This window comes from Nitratireductor sp. GISD-1A_MAKvit (assembly GCF_040819555.1).
Classification (GTDB): Bacteria; Pseudomonadota; Alphaproteobacteria; order Rhizobiales; family Rhizobiaceae; genus Nitratireductor.
The window spans coordinates 3031901-3051959 of record NZ_CP161920.1 but is presented as its reverse complement, the minus strand read 5'-3'; the positions used below and the strand labels follow the sequence as shown (position 1 = coordinate 3051959).

The 20059-nt window shown below is 60.3% G+C and carries 17 protein-coding genes and 3 pseudogenes; 11 read left to right on the top strand and 9 right to left on the bottom strand.

Annotated features, from left to right (window positions below; translation table 11 throughout):
* The first annotated feature begins 43 nt into the window (after nt 1-43).
* From AB2N04_RS16015 to rnhA, 8 genes are all read left to right on the top strand, one after another.
* A complete protein-coding gene (locus AB2N04_RS16015; protein WP_367715497.1) occupies nt 44-982 on the top strand; it encodes a heme o synthase in 939 nt (312 codons plus the stop codon).
* A 9-nt stretch (nt 983-991) separates the two neighbouring features.
* Nucleotides 992-1147 (top strand): hypothetical protein, encoded by a 156-nt coding sequence (locus AB2N04_RS16010; RefSeq protein ID WP_367715495.1) that lies wholly within the window; start codon nt 992-994, stop codon nt 1145-1147.
* Between the two features lie 8 nt (nt 1148-1155).
* A complete protein-coding gene (locus AB2N04_RS16005; protein ID WP_367715494.1) occupies nt 1156-1770 on the top strand; it encodes a cytochrome c oxidase assembly protein in 615 nt (204 codons plus the stop codon).
* A gap of 1 nt (nt 1771) precedes the next feature.
* Nucleotides 1772-2653, top strand: coding sequence for a cytochrome c oxidase subunit 3 (locus tag AB2N04_RS16000; protein ID WP_367715493.1), 882 nt, complete (start codon nt 1772-1774; stop codon nt 2651-2653).
* 286 nt (nt 2654-2939) lie between these two features.
* Nucleotides 2940-3653 (top strand): SURF1 family protein, encoded by a 714-nt coding sequence (locus tag AB2N04_RS15995; RefSeq protein WP_367715492.1) that lies wholly within the window; start codon nt 2940-2942, stop codon nt 3651-3653.
* A 73-nt stretch (nt 3654-3726) separates the two neighbouring features.
* The gene (gene ispH / locus AB2N04_RS15990) at nt 3727-4737 is read left to right on the top strand and encodes a 4-hydroxy-3-methylbut-2-enyl diphosphate reductase (protein WP_367718833.1); all 1011 of its coding nucleotides are present in this window, start codon (nt 3727-3729) and stop codon (nt 4735-4737) included.
* A gap of 2 nt (nt 4738-4739) precedes the next feature.
* Nucleotides 4740-5708, top strand: a complete 969-nt coding sequence (locus tag AB2N04_RS15985) for a homoserine kinase (RefSeq protein ID WP_367715491.1) — start codon at nt 4740-4742, stop codon at nt 5706-5708.
* A complete protein-coding gene (gene rnhA / locus AB2N04_RS15980; protein ID WP_367715490.1) occupies nt 5705-6151 on the top strand; it encodes a ribonuclease HI in 447 nt (148 codons plus the stop codon). The genes AB2N04_RS15985 and rnhA overlap by 4 nt, the downstream gene beginning before the upstream one ends.
* A gap of 73 nt (nt 6152-6224) precedes the next feature.
* Here rnhA and AB2N04_RS15975 read toward each other — a convergent pair.
* Nucleotides 6225-6717, bottom strand: a pseudogene (locus AB2N04_RS15975) (peroxiredoxin).
* Nucleotides 6718-6760: 43 nt separating this feature from the next.
* Nucleotides 6761-7558 carry a protein-disulfide reductase DsbD domain-containing protein gene (locus AB2N04_RS15970; RefSeq protein ID WP_367715489.1) on the bottom strand — a complete coding sequence of 266 codons (798 nt, stop codon included), beginning with the start codon at nt 7556-7558 and terminating at the stop codon, nt 6761-6763.
* Between the two features lie 163 nt (nt 7559-7721).
* Here AB2N04_RS15970 and AB2N04_RS15965 point away from each other — a divergent pair, with 163 nt between their 5' ends.
* Nucleotides 7722-8303, top strand: coding sequence for a YqgE/AlgH family protein (locus AB2N04_RS15965; protein ID WP_367715488.1), 582 nt, complete (start codon nt 7722-7724; stop codon nt 8301-8303).
* 44 nt (nt 8304-8347) lie between these two features.
* Here AB2N04_RS15965 and AB2N04_RS15960 read toward each other — a convergent pair.
* The 4 genes and pseudogenes from AB2N04_RS15960 to thrC all read right to left on the bottom strand — a co-directional run bounded on the left by AB2N04_RS15960 (nt 8348) and on the right by thrC (nt 14582).
* A pseudogene (locus AB2N04_RS15960) lies at nt 8348-11186 on the bottom strand (EAL domain-containing protein).
* A gap of 56 nt (nt 11187-11242) precedes the next feature.
* Entirely contained in the window at nt 11243-11845 is a 603-nt protein-coding gene (locus AB2N04_RS15955) for a GNAT family N-acetyltransferase (protein WP_367715487.1), read from the bottom strand.
* Between the two features lie 15 nt (nt 11846-11860).
* A complete protein-coding gene (locus AB2N04_RS15950; RefSeq protein ID WP_367715486.1) occupies nt 11861-13153 on the bottom strand; it encodes a M16 family metallopeptidase in 1293 nt (430 codons plus the stop codon).
* 24 nt (nt 13154-13177) lie between these two features.
* Nucleotides 13178-14582: pseudogene (gene thrC, locus AB2N04_RS15945) on the bottom strand (threonine synthase).
* A gap of 254 nt (nt 14583-14836) precedes the next feature.
* Between thrC and AB2N04_RS15940 the strand changes: the two are divergent.
* Nucleotides 14837-15430 carry a hypothetical protein gene (locus tag AB2N04_RS15940; protein ID WP_367715484.1) on the top strand — a complete coding sequence of 198 codons (594 nt, stop codon included), beginning with the start codon at nt 14837-14839 and terminating at the stop codon, nt 15428-15430.
* A 114-nt stretch (nt 15431-15544) separates the two neighbouring features.
* Here the strand turns inward: AB2N04_RS15940 and AB2N04_RS15935 are convergent, their stop codons facing one another.
* Nucleotides 15545-16234 carry an HAD family hydrolase gene (locus AB2N04_RS15935; protein WP_367715483.1) on the bottom strand — a complete coding sequence of 230 codons (690 nt, stop codon included), beginning with the start codon at nt 16232-16234 and terminating at the stop codon, nt 15545-15547.
* Between the two features lie 166 nt (nt 16235-16400).
* Entirely contained in the window at nt 16401-18053 is a 1653-nt protein-coding gene (locus AB2N04_RS15930; RefSeq protein WP_367715482.1) for a VWA domain-containing protein, read from the bottom strand.
* Between the two features lie 144 nt (nt 18054-18197).
* On the opposite strand from AB2N04_RS15930, the gene AB2N04_RS15925 reads away from it, so the two are divergent.
* The gene (locus AB2N04_RS15925) at nt 18198-19331 is read left to right on the top strand and encodes a site-specific DNA-methyltransferase (protein WP_367715481.1); all 1134 of its coding nucleotides are present in this window, start codon (nt 18198-18200) and stop codon (nt 19329-19331) included.
* A 113-nt stretch (nt 19332-19444) separates the two neighbouring features.
* Here AB2N04_RS15925 and AB2N04_RS15920 read toward each other — a convergent pair whose 3' ends face one another.
* Complete coding sequence (locus AB2N04_RS15920) at nt 19445-20056, bottom strand: HAD family hydrolase (protein WP_367715479.1); 612 nt, start codon at nt 20054-20056, stop codon at nt 19445-19447.
* Nucleotides 20057-20059 lie beyond the last annotated feature (3 nt).

Here is a 20059-nt window from a genome sequence, read left to right as displayed (position 1 = left end):
TCTGCCTGGGCTGCGCCGCCGACTACCGAAACGAAGGCAAGATATGGCACTGGTTGATCAGGAGCATATGGACGACACGGGGTTTCGCCTTTCCGAGGCGGCGCCCGGTGATTTCATCGCGCTGTTGAAGCCGCGTGTCATGTCACTTGTCGTTTTCACGGCCTTCGTCGGCATGGTGATGGCGCCTGGCGTGCCGAATCCTCTGCTGGCCCTGATCTCCATCATGGCCATCGCAGTGGGGGCGGGCGCTTCCGGCTCGCTCAACATGTGGTACGACGCCGACATCGACGCGGTGATGGGCCGCACGGCCCGCCGGCCGGTTCCAGCCGGTCGCGTCACGCCGGGCGAGGCTCTTGGCTTCGGACTGGTGCTTTCGGCCTTCTCCGTTGCGACGCTTGGCCTGATGGCCAACTGGACGGCGGCCGCGCTGCTGGCCTTCACCATCTTCTTCTACGCCGTGATCTACACGATGTGGCTCAAGCGCTCCACGCCGCAGAACATCGTCATCGGCGGTGCTGCAGGCGCGCTTCCGCCGGTTGTCGGCTGGGCCGCTGTCACGGGTACGGTGAGCGTGGAAAGCCTTGTGCTTTTCCTCATCATCTTTTTGTGGACGCCGCCGCATTTCTGGGCGCTGGCACTGTTCAAATCGGGCGACTACGAGCGCGCGGGCGTTCCCATGCTGCCCAATGTGGCAGGACACGCAGCGACCAAGAAGCAGATCTTCATCTATGCGCTGCTTCTCGCCGCCAGCGGGGTTTTGCCGGTGGTTGCGGGCTTCGCCAGCCTTGCCTACGGCGCGATCGCCACCATTCTGGGGGCAGGTTTTGTCTGGTACTCCTGGCGGGTGCTTCGCATGCCCGAAAGTGACACCGACATGAAGCCTGCCAAGGCTCTGTTCGGATACTCCCTGCTTTATCTCTTTGCTCTGTTCACGGCCCTTCTCGCCGAGCGGCTGCTTGCCGGCTTCGGACTGGTCCTGTGAGGTGATGTGATGGACAAGGAGTTTGTGAAACCGACCGAAGCCCAGCTGAAGGCGCGCCGCAAGCGCTCCATCGCGCTTGCCCTGGCGCTCGCTGCTTTCGTCGTGATCGTTTATATCGGTAGCCTGGCCAAGATCGGCCCGGGCCTGTTTGAGCGTGCGATGTGAGGTGTGACATGAGCGGCGGGACGACAGACCAGAAACAGACGGCCAGCAGGCGCAATCGCAATGCGGCGATTCTTTGTACCGCCGTTGTGGGGGGCATGATCGGCATGGCCTATGCCGCAGTGCCGCTCTATCAGCTGTTCTGTCAGGTGACGGGATATGGTGGCACCACACAGCGTGTCGAACAGTATTCCGATACGATTCTTGATCGAACGATCACCGTTCGTTTCGATGCAAACACCAATGGCGTTCCATGGGAGTTTCAGCCCAAACAGCGTGAGGTCACGCTGCGACTGGGCGAGACGAAGCAGATCTCCTATGTGTCGCGCAATCTTTCGAACGAACCGACTTCCGGCACCGCGACATTCAACGTTTCGCCGCCGCAGGCCGGAGCCTATTTCAACAAGGTTGAGTGTTTCTGCTTCACCGAACAGGAGTTGCAGCCAGGGCAATCCTATGACATGCCGGTCGTGTTCTTTGTCGACCCGGAGATCATCAATGTGCCTGAGCTCAAGAACATCAATGCAATAACGCTTTCCTACACATTCTTCCCGCTTGAGAAGAAGGCGCCGCTTGCTGCCGCGCCCAAGACCAACATCAATCAGAACGAGAATCTCGGGGGCTGACATGGCCGACGCGCACGCTAAACATCACGACTATCACATCATCGACCCGAGCCCATGGCCTTTCGTTGGATCGGTAGGCGCTCTGGTCATGTCCATCGGCGGCATTGCCTGGATGAAGGCACTCAAGGGTGCCGATTTCACCATCTTCGGTTTCGATCTTGCCGCAACCAACTACTGGCTTTTCCTGATCGGTGTGTTCCTGGTTCTGTTCACCATGTATTCGTGGTGGGCCGATACCATCCGTGAAGGCCATGAAGGGCATCACACACGCGTCGTTTCGCTTCATCTGCGCTACGGCATGATCATGTTCATCGCTTCGGAGCTCATGTTTTTCGTTGCATGGTTCTGGGCCTTCTTTGATGCGAGCCTGTTCCCGGGTGATGCCGTCCTGGCCGCCCGTACCGAATACACCGGTGGCGTTTGGCCGCCGGCTGGTGTCGAGGTTCTGGACCCGTTCCATCTGCCGCTCTACAACACGATCATCCTGCTTCTGTCGGGAACGGCCGTGACCTGGGCGCACCATGCGCTGCTTGAAGACGACCGCAAGGGCCTTGTGTGGGGGCTTGCCCTGACCGTGGCGCTGGGTGTGCTGTTCTCCTTCGTGCAGATCTACGAATACATGCATGCGCCTTTCGCGTTCTCCGATTCGATCTACGGAGCGACGTTCTACATGGCGACGGGCTTCCATGGTTTCCACGTGTTCGTCGGCACGGTGTTCCTGCTTGTCTGTCTCATTCGCGCCATGGCCGGCGATTTCACGCCGAAACAGCATTTCGGCTTCGAAGCCGCTGCCTGGTACTGGCACTTTGTGGACGTTGTCTGGCTTTTCCTGTTCGTCTTCGTCTATGTCTGGGCTTCGGCAGGGGCCACCATCGCGCATTGACGCATGTGTAGCGATTTTGCGAGAAACGGCCGGGGCGACCCGGCCGTTTTCCTTTTCCGGCCATGTTTCTGGCCTATCAGATGGGAACAAGTGCTGGTGCGGCAAGGGGCGGCGTCGACCATGCCCGCCGGATCATGATAGGCGTATCACCGAAACGCGGACCGTGTGCCGGAGAGAGCTGCGAGCTGTCTCGGGGAATGCGCCGGAGGTCCCATCGATCATGAAGAGGCAAGGGCGTGCTGGATTGTTAATGACTTCAAGAGAGCGAGACACTGCACCCTCCAGCATGGCATGGCTGCCCGTCCTCTTGAGTGGGGTGGTGCTGGCCTGTCTTCTGGCGCTGGGGACCTGGCAGGTGAAGCGGCTGCAGTGGAAAGAGGCGCTGATCGACCAGATCGAACTTCGGATCAATGCCGGGCCTGTCGATCTGTCCACGATGGAACAGGTCCATGCGCAGTCGGGGGATGTGGAGTACCGGCCGGTCCGGGTGGAGGGCGCTTTTCGTCACACGGGCGAACGGCACTATTTTGCGACCTGGCAGGGGCAGTCTGGCTATTTCGTGCACACGCCGCTCAAGCTCGATGACGGGCGGTTCATCTTCGTCAACCGGGGATTCGTGCCGTTTGACCGCAAGGATCCTGCCACCCGCAGCGAGGGGCAGGTGATCGGCGGGGTCCGTGTCAATGGACTTGCCCGCAACGGTCTGACCGAGAAACCCTCTTTCATCGTGCCCGACAACGATATCGGGAAGAACATCTTCTACTGGAAAGACCTCGACACGATGGCCAGAACGGCAGGTCTCCCGTCTGCGGCGAAAGTTCTGCCTTTCTACGTGGATGCCGACGACACGCCCAATCCCGGCGGACTGCCGGTAGGAGGTGTCACGCGCATCGATCTCCCCAACAATCATCTTCAGTACGCGGTCACGTGGTACGGGCTGGCGCTTGCACTTTGCGGTGTCCTCTTCCTCTGGTGGCAAAGGTCTCGCCGTCCGGGCTGAACCCTCAAACCGAGGCCTTGACATTGACCGTGCCAACCCGCCATTTCCGGCGTGAGCAAAAGGAATTCCCATGATGGCTGCGGATATGACGAAACAGAAGCTGACGCTGAGGTTGTGCGGACCACGCGGATTCTGTGCCGGCGTTGATCGCGCCATTCAGATCGTGGTTCTGGCGCTGAAGAAATACGGCGCTCCGGTCTATGTGCGCCATGAGATCGTCCACAATCGCTATGTGGTTGAGGGCCTACAGGAACGCGGCGCGGTGTTCATCGAGGAACTGAGCGAGATCCCGGAAGAGCACCACGACTGCCCGGTGGTCTTTTCCGCGCATGGGGTGCCGAAATCAGTTCCAGCCGATGCCGAGAGCCGCAACCTCTTCTATCTCGACGCGACATGCCCTCTGGTGTCCAAGGTGCACAAGCAGGCCATGCGGCACCACCGGCTTGGAAGGCATGTCCTGCTGATCGGACATGCCGGGCATCCGGAAGTCATCGGCACGATGGGGCAATTGCCCGAGGGCACGGTGACGCTGGTGGAGACCGTGGAATGCGCCCGCAAGCTGGAACGTCCGGGCGATACCGAACTCGGATTTGTCAGCCAGACCACCTTGTCGGTCGAGGATACGGCCGATGTCCTGAAGGCTCTTGAAGAGAGGTTTCCGGACATGCATGCGCCGGCGGCCGAATCCATTTGTTATGCCACCACCAACCGTCAGGAAGCGGTGAAAAAGGCTGCGCCCGGTTCTGATCTTTTCCTGGTCGTCGGGGCGCCCAACTCTTCCAATTCGCGGCGCCTAGTGGAAGTGGCAGAGCGCGCCGGTGCCAAGCGCTCGCTTCTGGTGCAGCGTGCCTCCGAAATACCGTGGGACGAAGTGGACGGCATACGCGTTCTGGGCCTCTCGGCCGGTGCTTCGGCTCCTGAAATCATCGTCAACGAAATTATCGATGCTTTCCGTGAACGTTTCGATGTGTCCGTGGAACTCGCCATCACGGCGGAGGAAACGGAGAATTTCCCGGTCATGCGCGCAATCCGGGATGTGGAGCTGACAAGCGCCGACATGGCTTTCGTGAATGGTAGCGCCTAGGCATGGCAGTCTATACCGATGTTTCCGAGGTCGAACTCGGTGCGCTTCTGACCGAGTATGACGCTGGTGAACTGCTTTCCTACAAGGGAATTGCCGAGGGCTCAGAGAACTCGAACTATCTGGTGCACACTTCGAAAGCGGCCTACATACTGACGCTTTACGAACGCCGGGTGGAGCGTCCCGATCTACCGTTTTTCCTGGGGCTGATGGAGCATCTGGCCGGCAATGGCGTGACCTGCCCGCTGCCGGTTCATCGGCGCGACGGAAAGGTTATCAGCGAGATCGCCGGGCGCCCGGCGGCGCTTATCACGTTTCTGGAAGGCATGTGGCTTAGAAAGCCCGCTCCAAAGCATTGCCGCGAGGTCGGCAAGGCAATGGCAGGAATGCACCTGGCGGCACAGGGATTCGATCTGACGCGGCCCAACGCGCTGACCGTGGGCGACTGGCGACCGCTCTGGGAGAAGGCGAAGCCGCGTGCCAATGAGGTGGAACCGGGGCTCGAGGCCGAGGTGGAAGCCGATCTGACTGCGCTGGAAAAGGAATGGCCGGTGGACCTGCCTTCAGGCGTCATCCATGCCGACCTCTTTCCCGACAACGTGTTTTTCCTCGGGGAGCGCGTTTCTGGCATCATCGACTTCTACTTCGCCTGCAACGATCTTCTGGCCTACGACATCGCCACCTGCATCAACGCCTGGTGTTTCGAAAAGGACGGGTCCTACAATCTCACCAAGGGAACCGCGCTTCTTGAAGGCTATCAATCGGTCCGCCCGCTCACCACACCGGAAATCGAGGCGCTGCCGCTTCTGGCGCGGGGCTCGGCGCTGCGGTTCATGCTGACACGGCTTTATGACTGGCTGACGATCCCCGACGGTGCGCTGGTCAACAAGCGTGATCCGATGGAATATGTCCGGCGGCTGCGGTTCCACCGGCAGATCAACTCACCTTCTGAATACGGGATCGGCATAATTTGACATGCGTTGAAATCTATACGGACGGGGCCTGTTCGGGCAATCCGGGGCCGGGCGGATGGGGTGCATTGCTGCGCCACAATGGAGCCGAAAAGGAGCTTTCCGGCGGCGAAGCCGAAACCACCAACAACCGCATGGAACTGAAGGCGGCCATCGAAGCGCTGAACGCGCTCAAGCGCCCCTGTGAAGTGGATCTCTACACCGACAGTGTCTATGTGCGGGACGGCATTTCGGGCTGGATCGAGGGCTGGAAGCGCAATGGCTGGAAAACCGCAGCGAAGAAGCCGGTGAAGAATGCGGAACTCTGGCAGGCGCTCGACGAGGCCCGCAAACGCCACAAGATCCGCTGGCACTGGGTGAAGGGCCATGCAGGCCATCCGGAGAACGAGCGCGCGGACGCGCTGGCCAGAGCGGGAATGGAGCCTTTCAAGAAGAAGCGGGGCTGAACTGCCTGCAGGTTCGGGGCGCAGCGTTTTGAGAAAAAGGCCGGTCCGGGTCCGAACCGGCCTTTTTGATGTCTCAGCTCTGCAGCTGTTCGAGGATGCGGGCCGCGCCGCTGATCTCTGCCTGACCGGCATTTTCCTCGATGTTGATCGCCTTGACGACACCATCGTCAACGATCATCGAATAGCGCTTTGAGCGTTTGCCCAGCCCCGCGACCGAAAGATCCGTGTCGAGCCCCAGGGCTTCCGTGAACTCTCCATTGCCGTCGGCGATGAAGGTGATCTTGTCCTGCGCGCCGGTGAAGCCGGCCCAGGCCCTGCATCACGAAGGCATCGTTGACCGAGACGACCGCAATCTCATCGGCGCCTCGTTCGCGGATCGCATTGCCGTTTTCCACAAAACCCGGCAGGTGGCTGTTGCTGCATGTGGGGGTGAAAGCACCGGGAACGCCAAACAGGACGATTTTCCTGCCTGCGAAAAAATCAGGCGCGGAAACATCTTCCGCCCCTTCTGCCCCAACGGTCTTGAAGGCGGTGTCCGGTATGCGATCTCCAACCGAAACTTTCATGTGAACTCCCGAGACTGAAAAGAGAAATTTCTGAAAAACGACCCTATGGAATCCGAATGGTTCCGTGAACCGCTTTTCCCTCGACGGTCAACGTATACAGGAGCTGTGTGGTTTCAAGCTTTCCATCGGCTCGGCCGGATATTTCGACTGCAAAGGTGGCGTGTGCGCCCCCGCGTCCCGTCAGCTGAGGCGTGGCAAGAAGATGCGAGCGCTGATGGTCCAGAAACAGAACCGGGTTGCGGGCGCCCTCCGGCAGGGTCGCAGTCAGGACGAGGCGGGACTGTTCCCGTCTGATTCCGACAAGGCCAAGCTCGTCATTGGCCGGGCCGGGAAGCCGGTCGAACGCACGCTGGACCACCAGAGCGTCTGCAGCGTTACTGGCTCCGGCCCCCGGGTCGATAAGAAAGGAAGCCTGAAACGGAATGCAGATGGTCTTGCAGATTCCCAGAAACACATCCGCATCGATGAGTGTGACCGTTTCGGCATTTTCGAAAGTGAAGGTGACCGGCAGCGAGACAGACTGTGTGTACCCTGCCCACTGGATGTCACCGTCACGGATGCGGCGCGGAGGCGGAAACTCCACCTCGACAGCTTCAATGCCGGGACTGCGGGAGAGGTCGAGTTGTGGGGGGATCCCGGCGGGCCCGGGGTTGCGCCAGTAGGTTTTCCAGCCGGGTTCAAGCCGAATTTCGAGTGCACCACGCAGACGGCCGTGCTTGTCGGGCAGGCCTGTTGTCACGAGCCGAACGGCGCCACCCTCGCTCTTCGCCCATTGACTGGACGCCGAAAACGCGGGGAAGGGCGCCATGAGCGCGAGCAGGGACAGTATGATTCGGAACATCGAGAAAGACTGCAGAGCACGCGATGCGTGCGCAACACACGCTTCTGGCCCGGCAATCATATCTGTGTGAAGGGCGGAGCCGGGGCAAGCGGAGATCCATCTTTAAAGGCGTGTGAAAAAGCGCTACCCTGCGGCAATGGATATACAAGCGCAAAGCAGGGAAATGACGGGCAGCCCCTATCTGGAAAACCAGTTCCTGATCGCAATGCCGGGCATGCGTGACGAGCGGTTTGCTCGCGCTGTCATCTATCTGTGCGCGCACAGCGAAGAAGGCGCAATGGGGCTGATCATCAATCAGCCGCAGCAGCTCGCCTTTCCCGAAATCCTGGTGCAATTAGGCATTCTGGAGCAGTCCGAGGCCATCAGGCTGCCGCCACAGGCGCGCGACATGCCGGTGCGCAATGGCGGCCCGGTGGACCGCAGCCGCGGTTTCGTGCTGCACACGGATGACTATGTGGTGGAGTCGTCCATGCCGGTTTCCGACAGTGTCTGCCTCACCGCAACGGTGGACATGCTGCGTGCGATCTCGCTCGGTCAGGGGCCGCGCTGCGCCCTGATGGCCCTTGGTTATGCAGGGTGGGGCGCGGGACAGCTCGAAATGGAAATCGGGGAAAACGGCTGGCTGACATGCCCGGCAACGCCCGAGCTTCTGTTCGAGGGAGAACTTGACCAGAAGTATGACGGCGTTCTGGCTTCCATCGGCATCGATGCGGCAAATCTCAGCCTGACGGCCGGCCACGCATAAAGCCCGGCAGGCGCGGCAGCGCCGGCTCCATGACCTGGGCGATTTCAGGATTTGGCGGCCGTCGTCAACTCAAGAAGGAGCTTGTCCGTGGCTTCCGCATCTGCGGGTTCTCCGAAAACGAAGCTCTGTGCGAAATCACAGCCCATCTCGGTGAGCTGCTCGGCATCCTGCTGGTCGCTGACGCCTTCGGCAACCACGGCCAGATCCAGTTCCTTGGCCATCTTGACCATCGAGCGGACCAGCGCCACACCGCGTGGCGTGTGATCTTCCAGGAAGCGTCGGTCGATCTTGATCGTATCGAAGGGAAAACTCGACAGGTAGGAGAGCGATGAGTAGCCGGTCCCGAAATCATCCAGAGAAAGGCCGATGCCGGTCTTTCTGAGTTTCTGGAGCACGTGCACGGACTGTTCGGGATTGTCCATGACCACGGATTCCGTCAATTCGAGGCGGAAGGTGTCTGGTGAGATGCCCGAGCGGGCAATCACGGAGCGTACATCGCCCACCAGATCCCGCCGGATGAGTTGCCGGCTTGAAATGTTGACGGAAACAAAAAGGGGCGTGTCGGCATACTGCCTTTGCCAGCGGTACAGATCTTCGGCGGCCTGCTGCATTGCGAACAGACCGAGCTGGACGATCAGGCCGGAGCTTTCTGCGATGGGGATGAAGTCGGTTGGCGGAATCGCTCCACGACGTGGATGGTCCCAGCGCAGCAGAGCTTCAAATCCGGAAATCGACTGATCCGACAGGCGGATGATCGGCTGGTAGGCAAGTTTGAGCTCCGAGCGTTCTATCGCCCGCTGGAGATCCGCCTCCATGCGCAGTCGGTTGTTGTCGTTGGAGCGGAAGGCAGGACGGAAGGGCTCGATACGGTCGCCACCGAAGCGCTTTGCCTGATACATCGCAAGCTCGGCATCCTTGAGCATTTCCTCAGCCGATTCCTGCGTCGTGGTCCACGAAATAAGTCCGATGGAAGGGGTGAGAATGATCTCGCGGCGGGCAAAGGTGACCGGCGTGCGGATCGCCTGTTTGATCGCATCGGCAACGGCAGCAATGCGGGCTGGCTCGATCTCGGAAAGCAGGATCATGGCGAACTGATCACCGGACAGACGGCACAGCGAATCACGCGGTTTCAGGAGACGGTGGAGCCTGCGGGCGATCGTCAGGAGAATCGTGTCGCCAACCGAGATGCCCAGCTCTTCATTGACCTGTTTGAACCGGTCGATGTCGATCACGAAAACCGTCGGTCGCACCTGCTGTTCTGTGCGTGCGATGGAGATGATCGCGTCAAGCCGGTTGAGAAACAGCTCGCGGCTCGGAAGGGCCGGTGAGATTGTCATGCACGGCATCGTGAAGCAGCCGCTCCTCAGCCTTTTTCTGCTCCGTCACATCCACCATGGTGCCCACACAGCGGATGACTTGCCCATCCGAGCCGATGACCGGCCGCGCCCGCAGATCGAACCAGTGATAGTGCCCATCGGCACCGCGCAGGCGGAAGCTCTGCGAGATGCGGCCCCGCCGCTGTTCGACCACCACGTCCAGCATGGTGCGGAAGGTGTCGCGGTCTTCGGTGTGAAGGGCGGCGAGCCAGTCGCGGGCAGGTGCGGTGAGGCTACCTGATGATAGACCCAGCTGCCGGCTCACATCCGGACGGGTGACGATCCGGTCGCGCGAGACGTCCCAGTCCCAGACGAGATCGCCCGAACCCGAAATCGCGAGTGCCTGACGCTCCATGTCGCTGAACAGGCCCTGAAACAACGCACCGCCGGCAAAGGCATGCTGCATCACCGTGAAACCGATCAGAAGAATGATCAGGATGAGCCCGCCGCCGATGGCTGGCTGGACGATGTCGTTGTCCAGAATGCCGGTAATGGCCATCCACGACCCCACCATCCAGGCGATGATCATGACCCAGCTTGGAACGAGCATGATGGCGCGGTCATAGCCCTGCAGGCTGAGATAGATGATGATGCCCAGACCAACGACCGCCGTGGCGGCAAAGGAGATGCGGGCAATCCCGGCGGCAACCGAGGGATCGATGATTGCAAAGCCGGCAATGATTCCAAGACCCAGAATCCAGGCGAGCACGCCATAGCTGAAGTGATCGTGCCAGCGATTGAGGTTCAGATAGGCAAAGAGAAAGACGACGAGGGTGGCCGCAAGGCCCACTTCCGTGCCGGCGCGCCATATCTGCTCATTTCCCGGTGTGATTTCGATGACCTTGTTCAAAAAACCGAAATCGATGGAGATATAGGCCAGAACCGCCCAGGCAAGAGCGGCCGTGGCGGGGAACATCGACGTTCCCTTGACCACGAAAAGGATGGTCAGAAACAGCGCCAGAAGGCCTGCAATGCCGATCACGATGCCACGAAACAGCGTGTAGGCGTTCACCGTGTCCTTGTAGGCACCGGGATCCCAGAGATAGATCTGTGGCAGGCTGGGGGAGGAAAGCTCGGCCACGAAAGTAACGACAGAGCCGGGATTGAGCGTGACGCGGAATTCGTCTGCATCCGGACTTTCCTGACGGTCCAGCGTGAAGCCGGAGCTGGGGGTGATGGCGGCAATACGCTGAGACCCCAGGTCCGGCCAGATGAGGCCCGAACCGACCAGGCGAAAATGGGGTGCGACGATGAGGCGATCGAGCTGCTGGTCCGTCGTGTTCGCGAGCGCGAAGACGGCCCAGTCTCCCGTGGAACGCTCGTCCTGTGCCTCGACCTCGATGCGCCGCACGATGCCATCGACATCCGGAGCCGTCGAAACCTGGAAGGCTTCGCCCTGACCGCGATAGATCTCGACCGCGCCCGACAGGTCCAGCGCGACATCATCACGGGCGATCTTGATGGGCTCAATGGCATTCGCCACACCGGATGCCGAGACCAGGGCCATCAAGATGGTGGCCAGAAGCGCAAAGGCTGCGAGGAAATATGAACGCGACAACGAATTCAGCCTCGTGTTTTTACTGCGGGCACATGACGCTCCTCGGCGATCAGCGCATAAAGATAGTGATCGCGCCAAGAACCGTTGATCCTGAGATAGGACTTGAGAAGGCCTTCGCGCTGAAATCCGGCTTTTTCAAGTAAACCGACAGACCTGCCATTGTCTGGAATACAGGCGGCTTCAAGGCGGTGCAACCGCAAGCCATCGAATGCGTAGGGGATTAGCAGTTGCAGGGCCGCGAGCATCAGACCGCGCCCGGCATGGCGCTCTCCCATCCAGTAGCCGATGCTGGCCGACTGGGCGACACCGCGGCGAATGTTGGACATGGTTATCCCTCCCAGAAGAGCTTCTGTCTGGGTGTCGAACAGAAAGAAGCTCGCCCCGGTGCCGTTGACATGCTCCATGCGGTAGCGCCTGAGGCGGTGCCGGTAAGCTCTTCGCGACAGTTCATCCGGCGCCCAGCTCGGCTCCCAGGGGACGAGAAAGTTCCGGCTTTCCTCGCGCAGCCTCGCCCACGCCGCATGGTCCGCCATTACAGGGGCCCTGAGGAACACCGTTTCACCCTTGAGCGCCGGGGGCGGGCGGCGGAAAAAGGGTACGTCCAGCATATTTCTGCGTACGCCTTACACGGCGAGCTTGCGTGGCAGGCTGCCCTGTTCGGCAAGTGCATCCTGGATCGCTTCGAAAGGCGCAAGCGTTCCAACAGGACCGATGGCTGCGAGGGTCGGCTTGGAGGTGAAAAGGCGCTGGGAGAGATCGGTCAGTCGATCGACCGTCAGATTGGACAGGCGGTCCATCAGCTCGTCCACCTCGATCGGGCGGCCATAGAGAAGCAACTGACGGGCGATCTGGGAGGCGCGGCTGGCCGGGTTCTCGCGTGCCATCATGAGGCCTGCCCGATATTGCGCCCGCGCACGGCTGAGCTCGTCCTCGCCAATCTCCTGCCCGGCTTTCTGCAATTCGCCCAAAAGCAGGGGGACCAGTTCCTCGATGTCGCTTTTGCCTGTCGCGGCATGGATACCGAAGATGCCGGAATCGGAGAAGCCCCAGTGGAAGGCGTAGACGGAATAGCAAAGTCCGTGTTTCTCACGCACTTCCTGGAAAAGCCGCGATGACATGCCCCCGCCGAGAATGGTGGAAAGCACCTGGGAGGCGTAGAAGTCACGCACATGGTATGCCCGGCCTTCGAAGCCGAGAATGATCTGGGCATCCATCAGGTCGCGATGTTCACGAAAGTCTCCGCCAACATAATGGGCATAGGGCGGCGTCTTGCCCTCGGCCTTGCTGCGGAAGCTGCCAAGACGGTTTTCGACCTCACGCACGAAGTCGTCATGTTTCAGGCCGCCAGCGGCGACAATCACCATGCGGTCCGCCGAATACTGACGCTCCAGAAAGCCACGCAGCTGGTCCGGAGTGAAGGACTGGACCGTTTCGGGGGTTCCAAGAACGGAGCGGCCAAGGGCCTGATGACGGAAAGCCGTTTCGGTGAACCGGTCGAAAACGATGTCGTCGGGAATATCGTGTGCCGCACCGATCTCCTGCAGGATCACGTGCTGCTCCCGCTCAAGTTCATGGGGATCGAACCTGGAATCGGTCAGGATGTCGGACAGAAGCTCCACCGCCAGAGGCATGTCCGCGCTGAGCACACGCGCATAAAAGGCAGTGGTTTCCACGCTGGTGGCCGCGTTGATCTCGCCGCCGACATCTTCGATGTCCGTGGCGATCTGGCGGGCGCTGCGCTTGCTTGTGCCCTTGAACGCCATGTGTTCCAAAAGATGTGCAATACCGTGCTCATTCTCGTGCTCATTGCGTGACCCGGACTTGACCCAGATCCCCAGCGCAACGGTTTCCAGATGTGGCAGGGTTTCGGTTGCGACCGTCAGGCCGTTCGACAGACGGCTTACCTCAACACCCATATTGCTCTTACTCCTTGAACAAACTTAACGCGCCGCTCTCGCAAGGCGGCTAATATGATCCTGCAGCATTCTTAGATCTGATGGAAGGACTGTAAAGGATTCTTTGCGGTTCATGAGGTCGCCAAGCCATTCGGGCAGTTCAGGCTCAATGCCGCTGGCGTCTTTCACCGCGGCGGGGAACTTCGCCGGATGGGCGGTGGACAAGATCACGCTGGGGGCGACGGAAGCGGGCAGGGAACGGGCGACCTTCACGCCTGCCGCAGTGTGCGGATCGAGGAGATAGCCGCTCTCTTTACGGACCGTTTCAATGGTCTGGGCGGTTTCGCTCATGTCTGAACGACCGGCCAGAAAACCCTCACGGATTGCCGCAAGCGTGTGTTCTTCGACCGTGAAGCTGCCGGACTGTTTGAGCGCATTCATGTATCCGCGAATCTCCTCGGCATTGCCGCCCGAAGCGAAATAGAGCAGACGCTCGAAATTCGAGGAAACCTGGATGTCCATGGAAGGCGATGTGGTGGAAACCACATCGCGCGTTGCGTATTCGCCCGTGGCAAGTGTGCGGGCAAGGATGTCGTTGTCGTTGGTGGCGATCACCAGCCGGTCGATCGGCAGGCCCATTTCCCTGGCGGCGTAGCCCGCGAAAATGTCGCCGAAATTGCCGGTGGGGACGGTAAAGGACGACGCCCGTTCCGGTGCTCCAAGCGAGACGGCAGCGGTGAAATAATAGACGATCTGAGCCATGACGCGGGCCCAGTTGATCGAATTGACGCCCGAGAGGGAGACGCTGTCGCGGAAGCGATGATCGTTGAACATGTCCTTCAGCAGCGCCTGGCAATCGTCGAAATTGCCCTTCACCGCGAGGGCGTGGACATTCGGTGCCGAAGAGGTGGTCATCTGGCGCTGCTGAACCGGCGAGACACGACCCTCGGGGAACAGGATGAAGACATCGGCCCGCTCTGTGCCGGCAAAGGCTTCGATCGCGGCTCCCCCGGTGTCGCCGGAGGTCGCGCCGACAATGGTGACGCGCTCGCCGCGCTCGGCAAGCACGTGATCCATCAGGCGCGCCAACAACTGCATCGCGACATCCTTGAAGGCGAGCGTCGGGCCGTGGAAAAGCTCCAGAATGAATTCGTTGTGGTCCGTCTGAACGAGGGGGCAGACGGCGGGGTGCCTGAAAGTGGCGTAGCTCTCATCGATGATGCGACGCAAGGTCGCCTCGTCTATGGCATCGCCAATGAACGGGGACAGAACGCGATAGGCGATCTCGCCATAGCTCAGGCCGCGCATGGCGCGAATATCGTCCTGGGAAAATTGCGGCCATTCACGCGGGATATAAAGACCGCCGTCTCGGGCCAGGGCCCGCCAGCATCGCATCGGAAAACCCAAGCGCCGGCGTGTCGCCACGCGTGCTGATATAATCTGTCGCCATTCTTTGTGCTGCCTCATGAACTGCGAGGAAGAAAGGGAGCGCGGACAAGAGCCCGTCGCATTCCGTTCGCGCGTCTGGTATAGAGCATGATCTGGACGGGTGGGAACCGGTTTTCCGCCCAAACCGCAAGGAAATTGATTGTCGATGACGGGTTTTCTGGAATTGGCCGGAAAAATCTGTCATCTCTCCGCAGCCTTTTCGCTCCGCCGTTTGCGGTTTGCTAGAAGGAGGCGCAGATCCACGGGGCACGTCACTTGATCAATTATCGTCTTTTATTTGGTTCCATCCTGCTTTCCGCCACTGCCATTGTGTCCGGTTGCCAGTCAGACGACGCAACCGCCGGGCTCAACCTGCAGGATGGCAATGTTCAACGCCAGCAGCAGGTCGCCCAGACCAGCAGCCAGCCGGGCGGTGCGGTGCGCGAAAGCGAACTGCGCGCCTATTGCCCGCCGGTCTCGCTGCGTGAAGGCACGGCCTATTTCACCACCTATCAGAAAGGTGGGGAGGGCCAGCCTGACAAGGTCCTGTATCAGGCGTCGATCACCGATGTTACGCGCAGATGCAACTATGGCACCGGTTCGTTCGGCATGACTGTTGCGGTGGCCGGGCGTGTGGTGCCTGGCCCCGTCGGCAGCACGGGGTCCATCACCATGCCGATACGCATTGTCGCCCTTCGTGGTGATGAGGTGGTTTACTCCAAGCTGTTCCAGCACCAGGTGGCCATCAACGACACCGCTGGCGCCACCCAGTTCATCTTCAACGATCCAAACGTCATGATTTCGGGCGCGCCCGATCGCAGCGTTCGTTTAATGGTCGGATATGACGAGGGGCCAGACGGCGGCCGATAGCCACGAAGCGCTGAAAAAGCTGGATACGAAAGCGGGGCGATCTCCCCGCTTTTTCTTTTTTGAAACAAGGGGGTGATCCTCACAACCGGAATCAGGATGTGAGGAGGATTTTGCTCAGGCGTCTTCAGCCCATTCAGACAGCGCCTCGAGAACGGCAGCCAGATCCCTGAAGCGGTGAATGACCGTTTCCGCGCCCGCCTCCATCAAGAGATCCGCATGGCCGGGCTGAATATGCGCTCCGCCGGTAAAACCGATGACACGCATGCCAGCGGCTTTTGCGCCGGCAATCCCGTGCACCGAATCCTCGATCACGAAGCAGCGTTCGGGCGCGGCGCCCATTTTTTCGGCAGCATGAAGAAAAACATCCGGCGCAGGCTTGGGCTGCCGGGTCGGCGTTTCCATTGCCGAAAAGATATGGCCTTCGAAGAGCGAAAGCAGTTGCGTGCGCGCAAGCATCGCTTCCACGCGCTCCTGGCTAGAATTCGAGCAGACGCATTTGGGAAGCGTGACGCCTGCCACGGCTTCATGCACACCCTCCAGCGGTTTGACCTCCTTGCGCAGCTTGCGGTCGACCTCGCTTTCGGCGCGGTCGAGCAGGGTTGCCTGAAGCGGGGCTTCGGCGCTTTCCTCGATGGACAGGAGAATGTCCCTGAAGGTGAGGCCCGCATAGCGGCTGGCCAGTTCCTCCGGCGTGATCTCGAACCCCGCCTCCGTGAGCATGCGCGCCTCCACGCGCGCGGCAATAACTTCGGAATCGACAAGAACCCCGTCGCAATCGAAGATGACGAGTTCTGGTGCTGTCATGACGGACCCTGTGCTGGTTCAAAAGCGGGAATGGAGACGCCAGGGGGAATAGCCCGGATGGGGCCGTTAGACAACCACTCGTCCGGGCGTGTTCCCGCCAAGGCAGGACGGCACGGCATTGGTGAAAACGCCGTGCCGCCCCGGTTCACCCCTGGCTCTCGCCCCTCTATTCGATGACGACCTCGGTGCGTTCACCGGCAGTCACGGAAACCTTTTCACGCTTCTCAGCCCTGTCACCTTCGTATTGTACGAGGACCTCATAGGATCCGGGTGTCAGCGTTTCCTGCGCTTCGGCAGCATAGGTACCGCTCAGGGTTTTCTGGTTGCCCTGAATGTCTTTCTTTCCTTCGAGAAACTCGATCCGATAGGCACCAGGTGCGGACACTGCCAGAACACCCGCATTGATGTTGACGGTCGCTTCCGTGCGTTCACCCGCCTTTACGGTGATGGGCACCATCGCTTCGGCCTTGCCCAGCCTTGCATGAAGCACATAGTCGCCCGGTGGGACGTCCATTCCCTGCTTGCCGGGACCATACTGGCCCGAAAGGGTCTTGCGGTTTCCATTGAGATCGGCCTTGGCCTCTTTCACCTCGAAACGGATGCTGCTGCCTTCCACCTCGGGTCCGCCTTCGGCATAAACGGCAGCGGGAACAACGAGACCGGAACCGATGATCAGATCCAGCTTGAGAGTTTCGCCGGCGGTAAGCTGATGGGTTTCTTCGACCGTGGCCTTGCCGATGTTTCCGGTGACCTTGATGGTGCCGGCTTTGGCCCACACAGACGTCTCGCCATAGCCTCCAGCCTTGGTTCCATCAAAATGCACATCCACACGCGCACTCTGATCGGCGCCTGATTCTTCAGGAGTGCGCTTGGGTGTAACCTCAACCCGCCCCGCGTCGAGCACAGCGACGACATCCGTTGTCCTGTCCGTCGTAAGTTCGACATCGGTCTCGTAAGTGATGCGCCCGAGCTGGGCCTTTGCCCGATAGGTGCCGGCGGGGACGCTGGCGGCGAAAACACCGCGATAGGCACCGGCGGCGCTGCGTTTTGCGGGCTCGCCATTCTCGCCTAACGGGATGAAATCCCAGCGCACTTCGGTGTTGTCTGTCATGTCCGGCCCGTTTTCCGACAGGCGGGCAATGCCACGAACATTGAACTCGACCGCAGCCGGTACCGGTTCCGGCTGTGGCTCGGGTTCGGGTGCGCTGGCGACAGTGCTTTCGAGCGCTTCGGCGAGCTGGCCGGCATCGTCAGCCTTGAGGTAGAGACCGCCAGTGTTCTCGGCCAGGCAGGCGACCTGCCGACCTTCCTCCTCGGAAAGACCAAAGCCCACCACATGCGCGGTAAAGTCGACACCGGCCGCCTCAAGCTCACGTCCGAGCGCGCATGGGTCGGCATTGCAGGTCTCAAGACCGTCGGTCACCAGAATGACGGTTGCCGCATTCTCTTCGATCCGAAGCTCGGCAGCGGCCTGTCGGACCGCTTCGGACAGCGGGGTCTTGCCCCTGGGATTGAGCCTGTCGGCGAAATCCGCGATCGCGCCAGCCGTGCCGGCAGCCGGCGGAATGGCGATTTCAATGTCGGAGCAGGAGCCTTTTTCGCGGTGCCCATAGGCAACCAGACCCAGCTCGGTGTTCTGTGGCAGGGTCTCCATCACCCGGCGCAGGGTTTCGCGGGCGATCTCGATCTTCGTCGTTCCATTGATCTGCCCCCACATCGACCCCGAGCCATCCAGGACGATGATTGTCTTTCCGTCGGCAAATGCGGGAAGGGCAAAGAAAAGAACTGCAAGGACGCTCAAAAGGCGGGTGCGGAACATGCCGGCTCTCCAGTGGGAAAAGTTGACGCAGGGGAAGATTGCACAGCTTCCGCATGCTCGCAAATCGACAAGCCTCCTTACGGAATATTTACCATCTTCCGTAACCATAACGGCAGGTAAACAGTCCGAGTTAGAGGTCAGTCCATGTCCGCCGTGCGTCGTATCGATGAGCTTGCACCCGAACCGAAAAAGGCCGAATGGCTCGATACGATCATCAAGGGGGACTGCATTGCAGCTCTTGATCGATTGCCCGAGAAATCCGTCGACGTGATCTTTGCCGATCCTCCCTACAATCTCCAGCTCGGGGGAGATCTGCACCGCCCCGACCAGTCCCGGGTCGATGCCGTGGACGATGCCTGGGATCAGTTCGACAGCTTTGCCGCCTATGATGCCTTCACCCGCGCATGGATGCTGGCCGCACGCCGTGTCTTGAAGCCCAACGGCACGATCTGGGTGATCGGTAGCTATCACAACATCTTCCGCGTCGGCACTGTCATGCAGGATCTGGGCTACTGGCTGCTCAACGACATTGTGTGGCGCAAGACCAATCCGATGCCGAACTTCCGTGGTCGCCGGTTCCAGAACGCGCATGAGACGATGATCTGGGCATCGCGTGACAAATCGACCAAGGGATACACCTTCAACTACGAGGCGCTGAAAGCTTCCAACGACGATGTACAGATGCGTTCGGACTGGTTGTTCCCCATCTGCACCGGCAAGGAGCGCCTGAAGAACGAGGAGGGTGGCAAGCTGCATCCGACCCAGAAGCCGGAAGCACTCCTGGCTCGAGTCATCATGTCTTCGACCAGACCCGGTGATGTGGTGCTCGACCCCTTTTTCGGATCGGGCACAACGGGCGCGGTGGCGAAGCGGCTTGGCCGGCATTTTGTCGGCATCGAGCGGCAGGACGACTATATCGAGGCGGCCAGCGCGCGCATTGCCGAAGTCGAACCCATGAACGAGATGGACCTGGCGCAGATGCAGCCCAAGCGCGCGGCGCCGCGCGTGGCATTTGGCAGTCTTCTGGATGCCGGCCTCATGCAGGCCGGCACGAAACTGCATGATGCGAAGCGCCGCTGGACGGCCAGCGTGCGCGCCGACGGCACCATTGCCATCGGTGACGAGGCGGGCTCGATCCATCGCATCGGGGCACGGGTTCAGGGGCTCGACGCCTGCAATGGCTGGACCTTCTGGCACTTCGAGGAAGATGGCGGCCTCAAGCCGATCGACAGCCTGCGCCAGATCATGCGTGAAAACATGCAGGGCGTGGCAGCCTGAGTGCGGCGCAACGGCGGCTCCAGAAGATGTTCGGGAGCCGCAAACGTTCAGAAAATCAGGGAGATGGAGCGCTTTTGTGAATCAGTTTGTGATTCGGCGAGGCGCCCCGTTCTTCACAGCGAGAAACCATAGGCGGCGAGGTCTTGCCGGAGTTTCTCCGCATCAATGAAATGCACGGCCTGCCAGCCGGCACTTTTTGCGCCTTCAACATTCTTCTCGCTGTCGTCAATAAAGAGCGTCGCCCCGGGTTCGAGGTCGAAACTCTCGACGTGAATGTCATAGATGGCGCGGTCTGGCTTGATGATGCCCACCTCGCCGGAGACGGTGACGCCGCGCGGCCGATTGAGGAAGGGAAAACGCTTTCTTGCCTCGGCAAACGTGTCTGCTGCAAAGTTCGTGAGCATCGTGACATCGTGGCCATTGTCGATCAGTTTTTCGAGCAGGGTGACCGAGTCGTCATAGGCATGGGGCACCATCTCGTGCCAGTTTCGGCGGAAGGCGCGGATGTTGTCTTCCTCATGGGGATGCTCGGCAATGAGAAGGGCTTCGGCTTCCTCCCAGCCGCGTCCGCGGTCCTGCTCCACATTCCAGTCGCCCGTACACACGGTCTCCAGAAACCAGCGGCGCTCCTCGTCGTCTGGAATGATGCGCCGGTAGGGTATTTCAGGGTCGTAATGAATGAGGACCCTGCCGATGTCGAACACGATGTGACGGATCTCGTTCATGCA